Annotated in this window: 12 protein-coding genes; 4 read left to right on the forward strand and 8 right to left on the reverse strand. The window is 58.2% G+C overall.

Annotation, left to right across the window (positions count from 1 at the left end; genetic code table 11):
- Positions 1–113: 113 nt before the first annotated feature.
- Positions 114–785 (reverse strand): polysaccharide lyase family 7 protein, encoded by a 672-nt coding sequence (locus H8S59_RS21200; RefSeq protein WP_187522700.1) that lies wholly within the window; start codon positions 783–785, stop codon positions 114–116.
- Between the two features lie 312 nt (positions 786–1097).
- On the opposite strand from H8S59_RS21200, the gene H8S59_RS21205 reads away from it, so the two are divergent.
- The 3 genes from H8S59_RS21205 to H8S59_RS21215 all read left to right on the forward strand — a co-directional run bounded on the left by H8S59_RS21205 (position 1098) and on the right by H8S59_RS21215 (position 4196).
- Entirely contained in the window at positions 1098–3218 is a 2121-nt protein-coding gene (locus H8S59_RS21205; protein WP_187522701.1) for a putative bifunctional diguanylate cyclase/phosphodiesterase, read from the forward strand.
- A 45-nt stretch (positions 3219–3263) separates the two neighbouring features.
- The gene (locus H8S59_RS21210) at positions 3264–3770 is read left to right on the forward strand and encodes a M48 metallopeptidase family protein (protein ID WP_095092433.1); all 507 of its coding nucleotides are present in this window, start codon (positions 3264–3266) and stop codon (positions 3768–3770) included.
- 129 nt (positions 3771–3899) lie between these two features.
- Positions 3900–4196: a winged helix-turn-helix domain-containing protein gene (locus tag H8S59_RS21215; RefSeq protein ID WP_187522702.1), complete on the forward strand. Its 297-nt coding sequence runs from the start codon at positions 3900–3902 to the stop codon at positions 4194–4196.
- A gap of 5 nt (positions 4197–4201) precedes the next feature.
- Here H8S59_RS21215 and H8S59_RS21220 read toward each other — a convergent pair whose 3' ends face one another.
- Positions 4202–4660, reverse strand: coding sequence for a GNAT family N-acetyltransferase (locus H8S59_RS21220; RefSeq protein ID WP_095092431.1), 459 nt, complete (start codon positions 4658–4660; stop codon positions 4202–4204).
- Positions 4661–4922: 262 nt separating this feature from the next.
- On the opposite strand from H8S59_RS21220, the gene H8S59_RS21225 reads away from it, so the two are divergent.
- Positions 4923–5660, forward strand: coding sequence for a substrate-binding periplasmic protein (locus H8S59_RS21225; protein WP_095092430.1), 738 nt, complete (start codon positions 4923–4925; stop codon positions 5658–5660).
- On the opposite strand, the gene yccS is transcribed toward H8S59_RS21225, so the two are convergent.
- The 6 genes from yccS to H8S59_RS21255 form a co-directional block, all read right to left on the reverse strand.
- The gene (gene yccS / locus H8S59_RS21230; protein ID WP_187522703.1) at positions 5641–7842 is read right to left on the reverse strand and encodes a YccS family putative transporter; all 2202 of its coding nucleotides are present in this window, start codon (positions 7840–7842) and stop codon (positions 5641–5643) included. The two genes, H8S59_RS21225 and yccS, sit on opposite strands and share 20 nt — an antisense overlap.
- Positions 7843–8073: 231 nt before the next feature.
- Positions 8074–9252 carry a BaiN/RdsA family NAD(P)/FAD-dependent oxidoreductase gene (locus tag H8S59_RS21235; RefSeq protein ID WP_095092428.1) on the reverse strand — a complete coding sequence of 393 codons (1179 nt, stop codon included), beginning with the start codon at positions 9250–9252 and terminating at the stop codon, positions 8074–8076.
- A 138-nt stretch (positions 9253–9390) separates the two neighbouring features.
- Positions 9391–10770: an ATP-dependent RNA helicase DbpA gene (dbpA, locus tag H8S59_RS21240; protein ID WP_099268057.1), complete on the reverse strand. Its 1380-nt coding sequence runs from the start codon at positions 10768–10770 to the stop codon at positions 9391–9393.
- Between the two features lie 202 nt (positions 10771–10972).
- Positions 10973–12382, reverse strand: coding sequence for a multidrug transporter subunit MdtD (mdtD, locus tag H8S59_RS21245; RefSeq protein ID WP_187522704.1), 1410 nt, complete (start codon positions 12380–12382; stop codon positions 10973–10975).
- A gap of 264 nt (positions 12383–12646) precedes the next feature.
- Complete coding sequence (locus tag H8S59_RS21250; RefSeq protein WP_187522705.1) at positions 12647–13972, reverse strand: TldD/PmbA family protein; 1326 nt, start codon at positions 13970–13972, stop codon at positions 12647–12649.
- The gene (locus H8S59_RS21255; protein ID WP_187522706.1) at positions 13972–15414 is read right to left on the reverse strand and encodes a TldD/PmbA family protein; all 1443 of its coding nucleotides are present in this window, start codon (positions 15412–15414) and stop codon (positions 13972–13974) included. The genes H8S59_RS21250 and H8S59_RS21255 overlap by 1 nt, the downstream gene beginning before the upstream one ends.
- Positions 15415–15651: the final 237 nt, after the last annotated feature.

A 15651-nucleotide genomic window follows, 5' to 3' on the forward strand; every position in this document is an offset into this window, starting at 1 on the left:
GCCTGAATCGCGAGCAAGCTCACTCCTACAGGGTCCGTGTTTGCTGCGCGACAGCGCGGCGTCTGGACTAAAGGGGCATCCCTACAGGGAGTCGGGGCAACAGGGATTCAGCCCTACGTCTTGTTGTGATCAATATCCAGCTTATAGAAGGTGGCCTTGCCGCCTTCGCTGCTGTAGCCAGAATTGTCCTGCACGTAAACCCCTGCCTTGAAGTACAACGGCTTGTCACGCCAGGTGGCGCTGACCGGGCTGGTCCAGTTCTGACCTCTCGCGCTGACGCTTAGATCTCCTCCGGGGCTGAGGTGGATCTTGTAATTGAAGCGCTCGTTCAGCGGTACGCCTTCGGCAATCTGAATGACGCGGCCTTCGTCGTCGTCATAGCGGTTGCGGAACTTGGCAACGATATTCCCGGACTTGGTGTCTTCCTTGTACTGATACTCAACCTTGAGCATCGGCTCGGTGCTCTCGTAGGCGTGTATCTGGCCAATCACGATCTTGCCCGAGGAAGGCACCTGATTGACTTCAAGTGTGGCGGACAGGAAGTTGTCGGCGTCCGGATACATCCAGTTGTGCAGTGTGCCGTCGGACCAGGTTTCGCGCAGTTCACTTCGCGGGTATTTGGCGTTTTCGGTTTTTGATCCGGTTACCGGTGACCAGAAAAAGCTATAGCCCGACTCTGAACGAAAATATTTGCCGTCATAGCCTTGTTTCAGCTGGGACGTCTCGATGGTTTTGGGGGGCGAACCCACAGGAATGCTTAAATTCCACGAAGCCATGTCTACCATAAGTTAATTTCCATTATGTCGCTTTGCCAGTAAGGGCTGTCTAGATCAAGCCTTTCCGGGTTGTTGTTATACGTTCTCAATAACGAACTGTTAATAATTAATTGCCGAACGGATGACGTCAAAGTGCTGTCACATTGGCTGTAGGGCATGCGCCATGTGGCCTGTAGGAAATGACCGTTAGTCGGTTAAATGTGAACTTTAGTGAAGGCGATCACAAAGTCATCTTCAGTTTCCGTGAGAGCCGACTAAAGTTGCCCGATTGGAAATCAAAAACGACTGTCCCTGGATGTCGTGCCACATAAGAGAAGTTGCATGGAATGCGCGCAAACCAAGCCGGGTGATGGCTGTTCTGTTTTGTTGGTGGTGGATGACTATCCAGAGAACCTGGTGACCATGCGTGCGGTCCTGCAAAGGCAGGACTGGTGCATCATCACGGCAAGCTCGGGGATCGAGGCATTGACGGTGCTCCTGGAGCGCGAAGTCGATCTGGTGCTGCTCGATGTCCAGATGCCGGGTATGGATGGTTTCGAGGTTGCTCGCTTGATGCGCGGCAGCCAGCGAACGCGGCTGACCCCGATTATTTTCCTGACCGCCAACGAGCAATCTCAGGATGCAGTGCATCGCGGCTATGCCAGTGGCGCGATCGACTATCTGTTCAAACCGTTCGATCCCAATGTCCTCAGACCCAAGGTTCAGGTGTTGCTGGAGCAGCAGCAGAATCAGCGCGCCCTGCAGCGAATCTCCCGAGAACTGGAAGCGGCCAGAGCCTTCAACGCCTCCGTGCTGGATAACATCGACGAGGGCATTCTGGTCGTCAACGAGGCCGGTCTGATCAATTTCGCCAACCCCGCAATCTGCCGCCTGTTGGGTGCCAGCGCCGAGACGTTGAGCGGTACCCGCGTGATTGATTACCTGATTGAGCCGGACGTTGTCGATTGGGCGCAGTCCGGCTTCTATCGTCATTACCGCAATGCTGAAATCTATCGCCTGCACGACGCGGTCCTGCGGACCAGTGAGGGTCGGCAACTGCCGGTGGCGTTGTCCTGCGCGCCATTGCCGGTCGAACAGAAATCCATGGTGTTCAGCATTCTAGACATGTCGGTGGTGCGCAATCTTTATCAGCAATTGGAACAGCAAGCCGTTACCGATGCGTTGACCGGTTTGCTTAACCGACGCGGCTTCTATCAGGCGGTGGAGGGTTTGTTGCTGCGTGAGCAGGCGGGCCGGTTTCTGGTGCTGCTGTATCTGGATCTGGACGGTTTCAAGCGGGTCAACGATTCCCTTGGCCACGACGCCGGAGATCAGGTGCTGCTTTGGGTGTCGCAGCAACTCAAAGACTGTATGCGGCCCTACGACGTTCTTGCCCGCATGGGCGGCGATGAATTCACCGTGGTCATCGACGGTCTGGACTTCCCCGAACAGGCCGCCAAAGTGGCAGAGAAGCTTATCGAGCGAGTTTCGATACGCAGGCAGATCGATGGCCTGGACGTCACGCTGGGTGCCAGTATCGGCATCGCGACCTACCCGGACTGCGGCTCCAATCTTGACGGGCTGCTGCGTGCGGCGGATATCGCCATGTACGAGGCCAAACGCGCGGGTCGTCAGCAATATCGTTTCTACGACCAGGAAATGAATGGCCGCGCCCGTTCCAGGCTGATGCTTGAAGACAGCGTGCGCACCGCCATCGATGGCCACGATTTCTCCATGGTTTATCAACCGCAGGTCTCCATTGCCGATGGGAAGTTGCGAGGTTTCGAGGCATTGTTGCGCTGGCAGCATCCAAGCGCCGGTGATGTACCGCCGGGCGTGTTCATTCCTCTGCTTGAAGAGACTCGCCTGATCAACAAGCTGGGCGGGTGGATCTTCGAACAGGGGGCCGAACATCGTGGCCGCTGCCTTGATGTCTTTGATGACGACCTGGTGCTGAGCATCAGTGTCAGCCCTACGCAGTTCTGCATGCCTAACCTTGCTGCCGAGCTGCGCCGCGCCATGCAACGCTATGACCTCAAACCTGGTCAGTTGGAGGTGGAGCTCACCGAGGCGTCGCTGGTGAATAACCTGACCCACAGCCGTAATCAGATCCGACACTTGCATGACATCGGCGTGAGCGTTGCACTGGATGATTTCGGTGTGGGCGAGTGTTCACTGACTCATTTGCGCAATCTGGACATCGACACCCTGAAGATCGACCGGCATTTCATCGCCGGTATGCTCACCACACCGCGTGATACCGCGGTGGCGCGCAGCATCATTGATCTGTGTCGCAACCTGAACGTGCTGGTGATCGCCGAAGGTGTCGAGACCCTTGAGCAATACGAGTGGCTGGCCGACAACGGTTGCCAGTTGATTCAGGGCTATCTGGTGGCGCGCCCAATGTTGGCCGACGAGGCATTGAGCTTTCCGAAAGTGTTTGACTGGGAGAGCCTAAAATAACAGTGAGTTCTGTACACTGGCGCCTTTCACTCTACGTTACGGCTCATGACTGCATCGGCGACTGTTCCTCTTAAATACCTCCAGGCTTATCCGGTTGCTCTTCAGGATCAGGTACGGCAGCTCATCGCCATGAACAAACTGGGCGACTACCTGCAGCAGCGCTACCCTGAACGTCATGACGTGCAAAGTGACAAGGCGTTGTACGCTTACGCGTTAGGGCTCAAGCAGGAATACCTGCGCAATGCGCCGAACATCGACAAAGTGCTGTTCGATAACCGTCTCGATCTGACCCATCGCGCATTGGGTCTACACACGACGATTTCACGGGTGCAGGGCGGCAAACTCAAAGCCAAGAAGGAAATCCGTGTTGCCTCGCTCTTCAAGGAAGCGCCCCCGGAGTTCCTGAAGATGATCGTCGTACACGAGCTGGCGCACTTCAAGGAATCAGACCACAACAAGGCGTTCTACAAACTGTGCGAGCACATGCAGCCCGGCTATCACCAGTTGGAGTTCGATCTGCGGGTTTATCTGACGTGGCGGGATATGCAGTAAAAGCTTCTATACCGACGTGGGACCGGCTTTAGCCGGGAAGAGGCCCGGACAGGCGCTGAATCTTCATCTGCAAAAATACCGCCTTCCCGGCTAAAGCCGGTCCCACGACATCAGTGAGGATTCCTAACGATGGACGTCAGCAAAACCAAATCCAGTTTCTACCGTCGCCTATACGTGGCGTATCTGATCGACAGCGAACTGGCCAGCAACGTCCCGGCATTGGTCGACGTGACCGGCATGCCACGGCGAACCGCGCAGGACACGATTGCTGCGTTGGCGGATCTGGATATCGAGTGTGAGTTCGAGCAGCTCGACGGTGCCCGTAATCACGCCGGGCAATACCGGATTCGTGATTGGGGCGCGATCGACAAGAACTGGATTGCCGGCAATCTGGCACAGATCAAGGCCGTGCTCGGTTATCCCTGAGCGTTTTACTCCAGATCGCGACGCATACCGATGTGGGGGATTTCGTCTTCCAGATACACATCGCCCACTGGCTCGAAGCCGTAACGGGCGTAATAGCCCTGCAAGTGCGCCTGAGCTGACAGATAGATCGGCTGATCGGGCCAGGTTTTCTCTGCGTTTTCCAGTGCCTGTTCCATCAGCTCATGGCCAATGCCACGGCTGCGTATCGAGGGGGCGGTCACAACGCGGCCAATGGTCACGTCGCCGCCTTGCTGGATAGGGTCGAGCAAGCGCAAATAGGCAACCAGCCTGTCTTCCTGCCAAGCCATCAAATGGCAGGTATCCCCCATCAGATCCTGGCCGTCGACATCCAGATAAACGCATTGCTGCTCAACCACGAACACCTCCGCGCGCAATTGCAGGATGGCGTAAAGCTGCTCCTTGCTCAGATCGGTGTGGTGTTTGCAGATCCAGTTGATAGGCATGTCACTGACTCGGTGAAGAAACGTTGAGCGAATACTAACTCATCCGGTCAGATACCCAATGAACCCTGCATGAATGCGTGTGAATGTTTTGTGTGGGTTGCCGATAACCCTTCTACGGTTCTGCCGCGCGCTGCACGTAATGTCATCGATGTGTGAGTTGTGAAAAGGGCTTTATGCAGCTTCAATGAGGCTACATGCCATCACCGATTTTCCGGGCGTTGGCTGTAATCATCCGGGCGTCGCCCGTCTCAGGGATATAAGCATGTCGTGTGTGCTTCGAGCCATTGCTTTGCTGGGATTGCTGTTGATGGCGCAGGCCAGCGCAGAAGAGAGAGTGCGATTGGTGGCCGATTCCTGGCCGCCGTTCACGGACGCTTCATTACTCAATAATGGCCTGGCCAGTGATCTGGTCAGCACCGCATTGCAGCGTGCCGGATACAGCACCGAGTATGAACAGGTGCCGTGGGCGCGAGCGTTACTCGGAGTCGAGGAGGGGCGTTACGACGTGCTGATCAATGCCTGGTTCAGTGACGATCGCACCCGCATTGGTTACTTCTCGGAAGAGTACTTGGTTAATCGCGTCCGCTTTCTCAAACGCACCCGCTCCAGCGTTCAGTTTCAGGATCTAAGCCAGTTGTACGAGCGGCCCATTGCGGTTGTCAGAGGCTACAGCTATTCCGCCGAATTCGATAACGACGACCTGCTGGAAAAGGTGCCGGTGAACAACTTTTCCGTGGCGCTGCACATGGTCGTGGCGGGACGTGTTGATCTAGCCGTGGAGGATGAATTCGTCGCTCGTTACTATCTGGCTGCTGAGCCCAAGAGTGTCCGCGACAAGCTGGAGTTCTTGCCTAAATCACTGAGCGAGAACAACCTGCATATTCTGGTCAGTCTCAAGAACCCGAAACACCAGGTGATCGTTGCTGATTTCAACCGGGAAATTGCCGCCATGAAAGCTGACGGCAGTTACGCGGAAATCTTCAAGCGACACGGTCTGTAGTGACAGGCTCCGGCGCCTTGATCAAGTGCGCCGCCAGGGTCCGCAGCGGCCCCAGTTGACGGCAGATCAGCGCCAGCTGGGTCTGCACCAGACGCTGACTTTCATCCAGTTCATCAGGCATTTGCTCCAGCTCAGTGGCCAGCGCCTCTTCGGTGTCGCTGTGAATCGCCACGTGCTGCTTCTCGGCGAGGCCTTGGGCGATCTCATCGATACTCGCCGCCAGTGTCGTACCCGCGCCATTGATGAGCTGTTCGTGGACCTCGGCTGGCAGTTGCGTCTCGCGATGCGCGCCCAGCCCTGACAGATAGCTGAGCAAGGTGTGGGAGAGCACCAGAAAGCGGAAGCCCACGTCTGCTTCCTTACGGAAATGGCCGGGCTCCATCAGCATGTTGGCCAGCGTTGTGGACAGCGCTGCGTCAGCGTTGTGGGCGTTACGTCGGGCCAGGCGATAAGCCAGGTCGTCGCTCTTGCCTTTGGCATATTGCTGCATGATCTGGCGCAGATAAATGCTGTTGCAGGTCAGGGTATTGGCCAGCACTTTGTTCAGCCTTCGACCTTGCCAGTCCGGCAGGAACAGGAACACCGCGAGCCCTGCGATGAGGCTGCCCAGCAGGGTGTCGAACAAGCGTGGCAGGAACAGCCCATAACCGTCGCCGACCTGATTGAAGCAGAACAACACCATAATGGTGATGGCCGCAGTGGACAGCGTGTAGCGCGTGGTGCGATTGACGAAGAACACCACGCCCGCCAGTACCGCACACATCGATTGCAGAATCGGGCTGGTGACCAGATCAAACAGCGCCCAGCCGATGGTCAGGCCAATGGCTGTGCCGATGATGCGCTGGCCCAGCTTGCGGCGGGTTGCGCCGTAACTCGGCTGGCAGACAAATACCGTAGTGAGGATGATCCAGTAGCCTTGCGACGGATGAATCAAATGCACCATCGCATAGCCGACGGTCAACGCCAGCGGCAAGCGCAACGCGTGGCGGAACAACAGCGAAGTCGGGGTCATCTGCAGACGCAGACGGGTCCAGGCGTCCTTGAACGTACGCGGCGAGCGGTCCAGCAGCGAGCTGTCAGTAGCGTCAGCCAGAGCGTCCGGGTTACTGGCATCGCTGAGCAGCCGATCCAGGGTTTCCAGGTTGTTCGCCAAAGCCCGCAACGAGCGCAGCAGGCCGCGCCATGCCGGGTTGCTCTGAATACGCAGGTGTTCCAGCGAGGCGCGCAAGTCTTCCATCGCAAATGCGAAGCTGTCGTTGTACACGAACGGCTGGCGCAGCTGGATCGACTCTGACAAGGCCTGACAGGCCGAACCTTGCTGACGCAGCAGGCGCTGACAGCGGAACAGCACGTCGCTGTGGAAGAAGGCTTCGGCCAGTGAGTTGTAAGGGTAGTGCGATGAACTGGCGCGCTCGTGGATATCCTGAGCAATGAAGTACAGCTTCAGGTAGCGGCTGACTTTCGAACCGGGCCGACCGTTGCCAACCCGGTGCAGAATGATTTCCTTGGTGGCGTTCAGGGCCGCAACGACCCGACCGTTTTGCTGGGCCAGTTCCAGACGGCGCGCTTCAACATCCAGTTGGCGAATCGGCTCGAACAGGCTCGACTTCAACTTCAGGTATTGGCCCAGTTCGCGAAACAGCCGCGCCAGCGCCTGTTGCACCGGCTGGTTGGAAAACAGCATTTGCCACAACACAGACAGCAAGCCGTACCACGCAGCGCCTGCTACCAGCAGCATCGGCTCGTGCCAGAAGTCCAGCACCTCACCGCCACGCTGATCGACGCCAATCATGGTGTAAACCGAGAGAATCAGAGTGCCGTAAGCAATCGCGCTATAGCGTTCGCCCAGCGCGCCGAGCATGGTCAGCGCAAAACTGGCGATCGCCAGTGATATGGCGAAGATCCACGGGTAGGGGAACAACAACTCCACGGCCATGGCGGCGATGCTGAAACACACCAGCGTCACCGCCAGCGCGTTTAGACGGCCTTGCCAACTGTCATCGGTTTCGGCGAGGGCGCAGGCGATAATCCCGAGAAACAGCGGAATCAGCAGCCCCATTTCATTCTGGTACCAACACAGCGCCATGCTGCCGGTCAGCGCAATGAAGACGCGAACGCTGTAACTGAACTTATCCAGCGCCCACAGACGGCGGAAGGTATGACGAAGAGATTTCGATGCCATAAAAGAGCTGTTTCACGTTTGATCAATGCTGAAGTGGATATGTACAGGCCTGAGGCGGATCTGTACATCCAGTTGGCGAGATTTATTCGATAGATGCAGATTTTGAAGGCGGAGCTCAAATCCTGTGGGAGCGGTGCTTGCCCGCGATAAGAACACCGCGATTTATCTCTCAGACCGCGCCGCCCTTATCGCGGGCAAGCACCGCTCCCACAAAGGGCTCTGCATTCCAGATCAAACAAACTGCGCAGCCGCATACCCCGAGGCCCACGCCCACTGGAAATTGAAGCCGCCCAGATGCCCGCTGACGTCCAGCACTTCACCGACAAAATACAGCCCCGGTGATTTCAGGGATTCCATTGTCTTGGAGGACACTTCCCGCGTGTCGATGCCCCCCAGTGTTACCTCGGCAGTGCGATAGCCTTCAGTGCCTGCCGGTACGACCTGCCACGACGCCAGCTTTGTGGCGATGTCGGCCAGTTCGGCATGGGTGTATTGCTTCATCGGTTTGGACACAAACCACTGCTCGGCAATCAGGTTGGCCATTTTCTTGGTGAAGATCTCCCCTAGCAGGGTCTTCAGTTCGCTGTTGGGCCGTTCGGCTTGTTGCTCGTTGAGCCAGCTCGGCACGTCGTGATCGGGCAGCAGGTTGATTTCCACAGCGTCGCCAGGATGCCAGAACGAAGAAATCTGCAGAATCGCCGGGCCACTGAGGCCGCGGTGGGTGAACAGAATGTTCTCGCGGAAACTCGTGTCGTTGCAGCTGACCAGACAATCCACCGACGTACCGGACAGCTCGGTACACAGCTCTTTGAGCTGGTCGGTGATGGTGAACGGCACCAGCCCGGCGCGGGTCGGCAGCAAGGTGTGACCGAACTGCTTGCCCACTTGATAACCAAAACCGGTCGCGCCCAGTGTCGGAATAGACAAACCGCCCGTGGCGATGACCAGCGATTCACAGCTGATGTTGCCCAGAGTCGTGGTCAGCATGTAACCGGTTTCGGTTTTTTCGATCTGCTGCACGGACGTGTCCATGTGCAGGCTGGCACCGGCCTGCCTGCATTCGTCGAGGAGCATCTCGAGGATGTCGCTGGACTTGTTGTCGCAGAACAATTGCCCGAGTTTTTTCTCGTGGTACGGCACGCCGTGTTTACCCACCAGACCAATGAAATCCCACTGGGTATAACGCGCCAGTGCCGACTTGCAGAAGTGCGGGTTCTGCGAGAGGAAGTTGCTCGGCTCGGTGTACATATTGGTGAAGTTGCAACGCCCGCCGCCGGACATGAGGATCTTCTTGCCGGGCTTGTTGGCGTGATCGATCAGCATCACTTTGCGGCCACGGCCAGCAGCGGTCAGCGCGCACATCAAACCTGCGGCGCCAGCGCCAATGATCACAACGTCAGTAACGGGCAAAGCGATGTCCTCGGGGATGATTTCTTATGTGGGAGCGGTGCTTGCCCGCGATAAGAACACCGCGATTCTAAAGTGAACCGCGTCCAGCCCTATCGCGGGCAAGCACCGCTCCCACAGGTTCTGCATTTGGCTTGGATCTTACAAAATCCGGACGCGCAGCGATTTGCCTTTGATCTTGCCGTTATTCAAGCGCTCCAGCGCTTGCTTGGCGACGCTGCGCTCAACGGCCACATAGGCCTGGAAATCAAAGATCGCGATCTTGCCCACCTGAGCGCCCGGAATACCGGCTTCGCCCGTCAGTGCGCCGAGAATGTCGCCCGGACGCAATTTGTCTTTACGACCGGAACCGATGCACAGCGTGCTCATGGTCGGGATCAACTGCGAACCGCCAGCGTTCTTCAGGCTGTCGAGCTGTTCCCAGCGCAGCGAAGCTTTCTGGAGTTCTTCAATGGCGCGGGCGCGCTGGCTTTCCGAGGGCGCGACGAGGCTGACCGCAACACCTTTTTCACCCGCACGACCGGTACGGCCGACGCGGTGAATGTGCATTTCCGAATCCCGGGCCAGCTCGACGTTGATCACCATATCCAGCGCATCGATGTCCAGACCACGGGCTGCAACGTCGGTGGCAACCAGTACCGAAGTGCTGCGGTTGGCAAACATCGCCAGCACTTGATCACGGTCACGCTGTTCCAGGTCGCCATGCAGGCCGACGGCGGAAATACCTTTGGCGGTCAGGTGGTCGACCACTTCCTGGCACTGCTGCTTGGTGAAGCAGAACGCAACGCAGGATTGCGGACGGAAATGACCGAGAACTTTCACGACGGCGTCGAGACGGTCTTCCGGGGAGATTTCGTAGAAAATCTGTTCGATCTGGCTGTCAGCGTGCAGCGCTTCAACCTTGACGGTCTGCGGGTCGCGCATGAACTTGGACGACAACTGCTTGATGCCCACCGGGTAAGTGGCGGAGAACAGCAGGGTCTGACGCTTCTTGGGAGTCTGCTCGATGATGTCGGCAATGGCGTCGTAGAAGCCCATGTCCAGCATGCGGTCGGCTTCGTCGAGGATCAGCGTGTTCAAGCCATCCAGCACCAGCGAGCCTTTGCGCAAATGCTGCTGAATGCGACCTGGGGTGCCAACGATGATGTGAGCGCCGTGCTCCAGCGAGCCGATCTGCGGGCCAAACGGCACGCCGCCACACAGGGTCAGGACCTTGATGTTGTCTTCCGAACGGGCCAGGCGACGGATTTCCTTGGCGACCTGGTCAGCCAGTTCGCGGGTCGGGCACAGCACCAGCGCCTGACAGCCGAAGTAGCGCGGGTTGATCGGGTTGAGCAGACCGATACCGAACGCTGCGGTCTTGCCGCTACCGGTCTTGGCCTGAGCGATCAGGTCCATACCCTTGAGAATCACCGGCAGGCTCTGCGCCTGAATCGGCGTCATTTCGGCATAACCAAGGGACTCCAGGTTAGCCAACATGGGGGCGGACAGGGGCAAAGTATTGAAAGCGGTGTTAGTCACGGTAAGAGCCTGCAAAACAAAATGTCGCGCAGTGTATCAGGTCACAGAGCCATCAGGCGCGCTCCCGCCGGGTGGCATGGGTGCGCAGGTTGGAATGAACCCTGTGGGAGCGGTGCTTGCCCGCGATAAGGTTTAGGTGATCTACCTGCAGAATCGAGATGTCCTTATCGCGGGCAAGCACCGCTCCCACATGGAATGTATTTCAATTCGCCGCCGGTTTCGCTTCTCTAGACGGCAACTGCAGAAATATCCCCGCCGCCAGCATCGCCATCACGCCCACCGTCAAGAACGTCAGCTGAAATGCGCCCAGCACGCTGCTGACTTCGCCGGTCGACACTTGTTCGGTAAATCCGCCCAGCAGCGCGGCCGCGCACGCCACACCGAAGCTCAGGGACAATTGCGCCACCACCGAGAGCAGGCTGTTGCCGCTGGCGGCGCTGGCGTCGTCCAGATCGATCAGGGTCACCGTGTTCATGGCGGTGAATTGCAGCGAGTTCACGGCCCCTAGCAGACCCAGGTGCACCAACAACATCCAGTACGGCGTTTGTGCATCCACCAGCGCGATGCTGGACAGCAGAATACCCAGCATCAGCGTGTTGCCGGTCAGGATGATGCGGTAGCCAAGCCGTTCGATGAGCCAGCGCGCGACGGACTTGGCAAACATCGCCGCAGCCGCCAGCGGCAACATGCTCATGCCCGCTTGTGACGGCGAATACCCCAGTGCGACTTGCAGCAGCAACGGCATGAGAAACGGCAGGGCGCCGCTGCCCAGTCGGGCGAACAGATTGCCGAGAATGCCTACGGCGAAGGTGCGAGTACGGAACAGTGACGGCCCGAACAGTGGCGACTCCACGTGCCCGGCGCGTAGCCAGTACGCTGCCAGACAACCAAAGCCTGCGAACAACAGCAGCACCACCCGCAAATGCGGCAAATGCAATTCGCCCAGGCCTTCCAGGGCAATCGTGATCAGCACCATCGATGCGCCAAACAGCGCGAAGCCTATACCGTCGAATTTTGTGCGGCCGCCACCGGCCAGGTTCGGGATGAAATGATGCACCGCCCAGCAACCGAGGATGCCCACCGGAATATTGATCAGGAAGATCCAGTGCCAGCTCAGGTATTCGACCATCCAGCCGCCCATGGTCGGGCCCATCAATGGACCCAGCAGGCCGGGGAGGGTGATGAAGCTCATGATGCGCACCAGCTCCGAGCGCGGGTAGGCGCGCAGCACGATCAATCGCCCAATGGGCAGCATCAACGCTCCGCCCAGACCTTGAACGATCCGTGCACCGACCAGCATACCCAGCGAGTTGGAGATAGCGCAGAGCAACGAGCCAAAACTGAACAGCAGGATCGCGCTAAAGAAAATCTGCTTGATGCCAAACCGGTCGGCGATCCAGCCTGAAGCCGGGATCAGCAGGGCGATGGTCAGCATGTAAGCGATGACCACCGATTGCATGCGCAGCGGATCTTCCGCCAGTGAGCGGGCCATGGAAGGCAGCGCAGTATTGAGAATCGTGCCGTCCAGGCTCTGCATGAAGAACGCGATAGCGACCACCCAAGGCAGCCAGCGAAGGGTTTTTTCATCCAGAAGCGGTGTGGTGGTCGGCATTTGGGTCCTTGTCTTAGGAAGTGATCCTGAGGCTGGTTGATATCCTGTGGAGCGCCACCCCGGTCGGTCGATATCTCCTGTAGGAGATTCTACGGCTGCGCATAGCTGACGTGGGACCGGCTTTAGCCGGGAAAGCTGCATTCCTGATCACAAAAGTGCAATGGATGTACTGGCCTCTTCCCGGCTAAAGCCGGTCCCACGTCATCGCCCGCAAGACCTGTTCTCCCACAAAATCATCATTCCACATTGATTTTTCAGCGGTCCTTACAACGTCAACGTCAACTTGCTGATCAGCGCACCCGGCAACTGGCTCGAAGCTGTCTGGCGCTCACTATAGGTACTTGTGGACAGGATCAGTTCCCGCTCTTTGGTCAAATCTTCCAGCGCGCTGCCCAGCAGGCTGTAGGCGCTGTCGTCGAAACGCATGGTGCTGACCGGGGCCTGGATCTTGCCGTTTTCCACCCAGAACGTCGCGAAGCGGGTCATGCCGGTCAGGCGCGCGGCGGTCTGGTCTGAGTAGTTCAAGTACCACAGGTTTCCGATGTACAAACCTGTGCCGATCTTCTCCAGAATCTGCTCCAGATCCAGGCCACCCGCCGCCATGCTCAAGGAGTTCGGCGCTTCCCAAGGCTCAGCGCCGTTTGCCGCCAAGCCATACTCCGCAGCACTGGCAGACCCCACCAACTGTTCACCGCCTTTACCTTCACGGATCAACACCAGGTCCCGACGTGGATAGCCTTCACCGGAAAATGCTGGCGACAGTGAACCGCTGACCTGCTCGTCGAGGCTCACCAGAGGACTGAACTGAGCATCACCGCTGTACAGCCTTTGCAATGGGCTGGTCTTGTTCGCCAACGACTGGGCCGAGAATCCGCCCCAGCACAGCATGCCGATGATTTCATCCATCGCGGCAGGGGCCAGATACGCACGGTATTGACCCGGCGCGAGGGTTTTCAGCGGCTTGCCGAGAAACTCCAGTTGTTCGCGAGCCAGCTCGAAACGACGTGCGAAAACATCGTCACTCCAGTCGTGCCCGGCATAGTTGGCTTTGACCGCCTGACCGTTCTCGTGAAACAGACTCCAGTCGAAATTGAAGCTGTTGGCTTGATGCCAGCCAAACGCGCCCCACGAGCTGGCGAAGCCTCGATATAAAGGTCCGGCTGCATAGAAACCAACCAGATCCAGCCCTTCGCCAAGCTCAGCAATTTGCCCGACCACATGTTCGCTGTCCGGCAAGGGCACGTCTTGAACATTAGTGCTTTGCCAGGCTTCGGTGTTGGGTTTGAGGTACGGATCTTTCGGCAACAGCGCTACCGTTTCTCGCAGTTGCTCCAAGGCCTCGCTCAAACGCTGACGATCCACCTCGCCGTCGCCGCTGAGGGTCAACTGCAAGTCGGCGTGGCGTTCATCGTTAATCAGCTTGAGGGTCACGCTGGCCTGCTGCACGTGGCCGACCTGACGCACTTTGGCGTGATTGAAACGAACGAAGTCCGACTCTTCGGCGTTGTAGGCAAGAGTGAAACGCTCTTGATCGCTGATTGCACCGTTGAGTGCGGCGACCAGTGCCTGAAACTGCTGTTGATGCGACATCAGGCATCCCCTCCGAATACATCGACTTGCTTGAACACGCAGGCGGGCGAGGCATGACCCACGCGCACCACTTGATTGGGTTCGCCTTTACCGCAGTTAGGCGTACCCAACACTTTGAAGGTACTGGCGTCGCCCACGGCGCTGAGGTTTTTCCAGAACTGCGCGGAAATCGCCCGGTAGTTCGGGTTCTTCACCACGCCTTTGAGTTCACCGTTTTCGATCAACTGTCCCCATTCGCAGCCGAACTGGAATTTGTTGCGGGCATCATCGATGGACCACGAACGGTTGGTGGACATCAGCACGCCATGTTCGATGCCGCCAATCAACTGGTCGAGAGACTTATCCCCCGGCTCGATGTTGAGGTTGGCCATGCGATCAATCGGTGGACGGTTCCAGTTACAGGCGCGGCTGTTGGCGACGCCGGGCAGATCAGCGCGGTATTGCGACAGTGCACCGCCCAGAGGACGTTCCAGCAAACCGTTGCGTATCAGGAACTGCTTGCTGGCGGGCGTGCCGTCATCGTCGTGGCTGTAGCTCGCCAGTTGCTCCGGGATGTCCGGGTTGAAGGTCACGTTGAGCAATTCGGAACCGTATTGCAGATGACCGAAATCGCTGGCCTTCACAAAACTGGTACCGGCGTAGTTGCGCTCGTCACCCAGGATGCGATCCAGCTCCAGTGGGTGGCCGATGGACTCGTGGATTTGCAGGATCATCTGGTCCGGCGTCAACAGCAAATCGCGAGGGCCGTTCGGCGTGTTCGGCGCCATGATCAGTTGCAAGGCCTGGTCGGCGACTTTGCTTGCAGCGCCCACCAGTCCGCAACTGCTGATCACTTCCGCGCCGCCCTGCTGGCCGAAGTTGTCCCGGCCCAGGCTGCGGGTCTGGCTGTCACTGCCGTCGTAGGCGGTGACGGTCATGCCCGGATAGACAAAACGCTGCGCCCGACGAATCTGTGCGCCCGCGTTATTCAGGTAAATCTGCTCGACGTTTTCCAGCCCCAGCGTGACTTGCCAGTTCACCAGCCGCTCGTCTTTGGGGACGGCGCTGGATTCGCTGAGTAACAGCTGGAGGCAATCGCTCAGGGGCGGGAAGGCGTCCTGCAAATGTGGCGACAGGTAGTCAGCCTGCGCGGTTGCAACGGGTTGATCGCTGAGGTTCAGCAGTGCGTGAGGGGCGAGCCTGCGGGCGTGGGCTTCGGCCTGTTCCAGCGCGGCTTGCAGACCCCGTTGGGAAATATCCCGCGTCGCCGCGTACGCTTCGACGCCATTGAGGCGCACGGTCAGCATCGCGCCTTCGTCGGTGCTCAAGTGCGGCGGTTCGGCGACGTTCTTGCGCACGCAAAGATGCTGGCTGGTTTGACGGACATAACGCAGGGAGAAGAACTGGGCACGGCTCTGCAAGGCGGTAAACCGCTGCTGGAGCTGAGCGGAGAAATCGAACATGCAGAATCATCCTTGTTCGGGTGAAGCAGGGGATTTGGGCGTTGTTGCGGCTCGCGGCTGAAGCCGCTCCTACGACGAATGCAGAGCCCGTAGGAGCGGCTTCAGCCGCGAGCCGCACAATGCAGGATGGCGCTAGATTAGGCCTGTGGCCATGTCGGGATCAAGCGCGGTTGTGGCGGGTGAGTGTTTCGAGCAATGCAGGTGCATGCGGGGCCCGATTGAAATGCGATCTATGTG

Origin of the sequence: Pseudomonas folii (genome assembly GCF_014357575.1) — a bacterium.
Taxonomy (GTDB): Bacteria; Pseudomonadota; Gammaproteobacteria; order Pseudomonadales; family Pseudomonadaceae; genus Aquipseudomonas; species Aquipseudomonas folii.

Bases quoted from the DNA above. Each gene is read 5' to 3' on its own strand.
- H8S59_RS21200 (WP_187522700.1), bottom strand. From the start codon at position 785: ATGGTAGACATGGCTTCGTGGAATTTAAGCATTCCTGTGGGTTCGCCC.
- H8S59_RS21205 (WP_187522701.1), top strand. From the start codon at position 1,098: ATGGAATGCGCGCAAACCAAGCCGGGTGATGGCTGTTCTGTTTTGTTG.
- H8S59_RS21210 (WP_095092433.1), top strand. From the start codon at position 3,264: ATGACTGCATCGGCGACTGTTCCTCTTAAATACCTCCAGGCTTATCCG.
- H8S59_RS21215 (WP_187522702.1), top strand. From the start codon at position 3,900: ATGGACGTCAGCAAAACCAAATCCAGTTTCTACCGTCGCCTATACGTG.
- H8S59_RS21220 (WP_095092431.1), bottom strand. From the start codon at position 4,660: ATGCCTATCAACTGGATCTGCAAACACCACACCGATCTGAGCAAGGAG.
- H8S59_RS21225 (WP_095092430.1), top strand. From the start codon at position 4,923: ATGTCGTGTGTGCTTCGAGCCATTGCTTTGCTGGGATTGCTGTTGATG.
- yccS (WP_187522703.1), bottom strand. From the start codon at position 7,842: ATGGCATCGAAATCTCTTCGTCATACCTTCCGCCGTCTGTGGGCGCTG.
- mdtD (WP_187522704.1), bottom strand. From the start codon at position 12,382: ATGCCGACCACCACACCGCTTCTGGATGAAAAAACCCTTCGCTGGCTG.
- H8S59_RS21250 (WP_187522705.1), bottom strand. From the start codon at position 13,972: ATGTCGCATCAACAGCAGTTTCAGGCACTGGTCGCCGCACTCAACGGT.
- H8S59_RS21255 (WP_187522706.1), bottom strand. From the start codon at position 15,414: ATGTTCGATTTCTCCGCTCAGCTCCAGCAGCGGTTTACCGCCTTGCAG.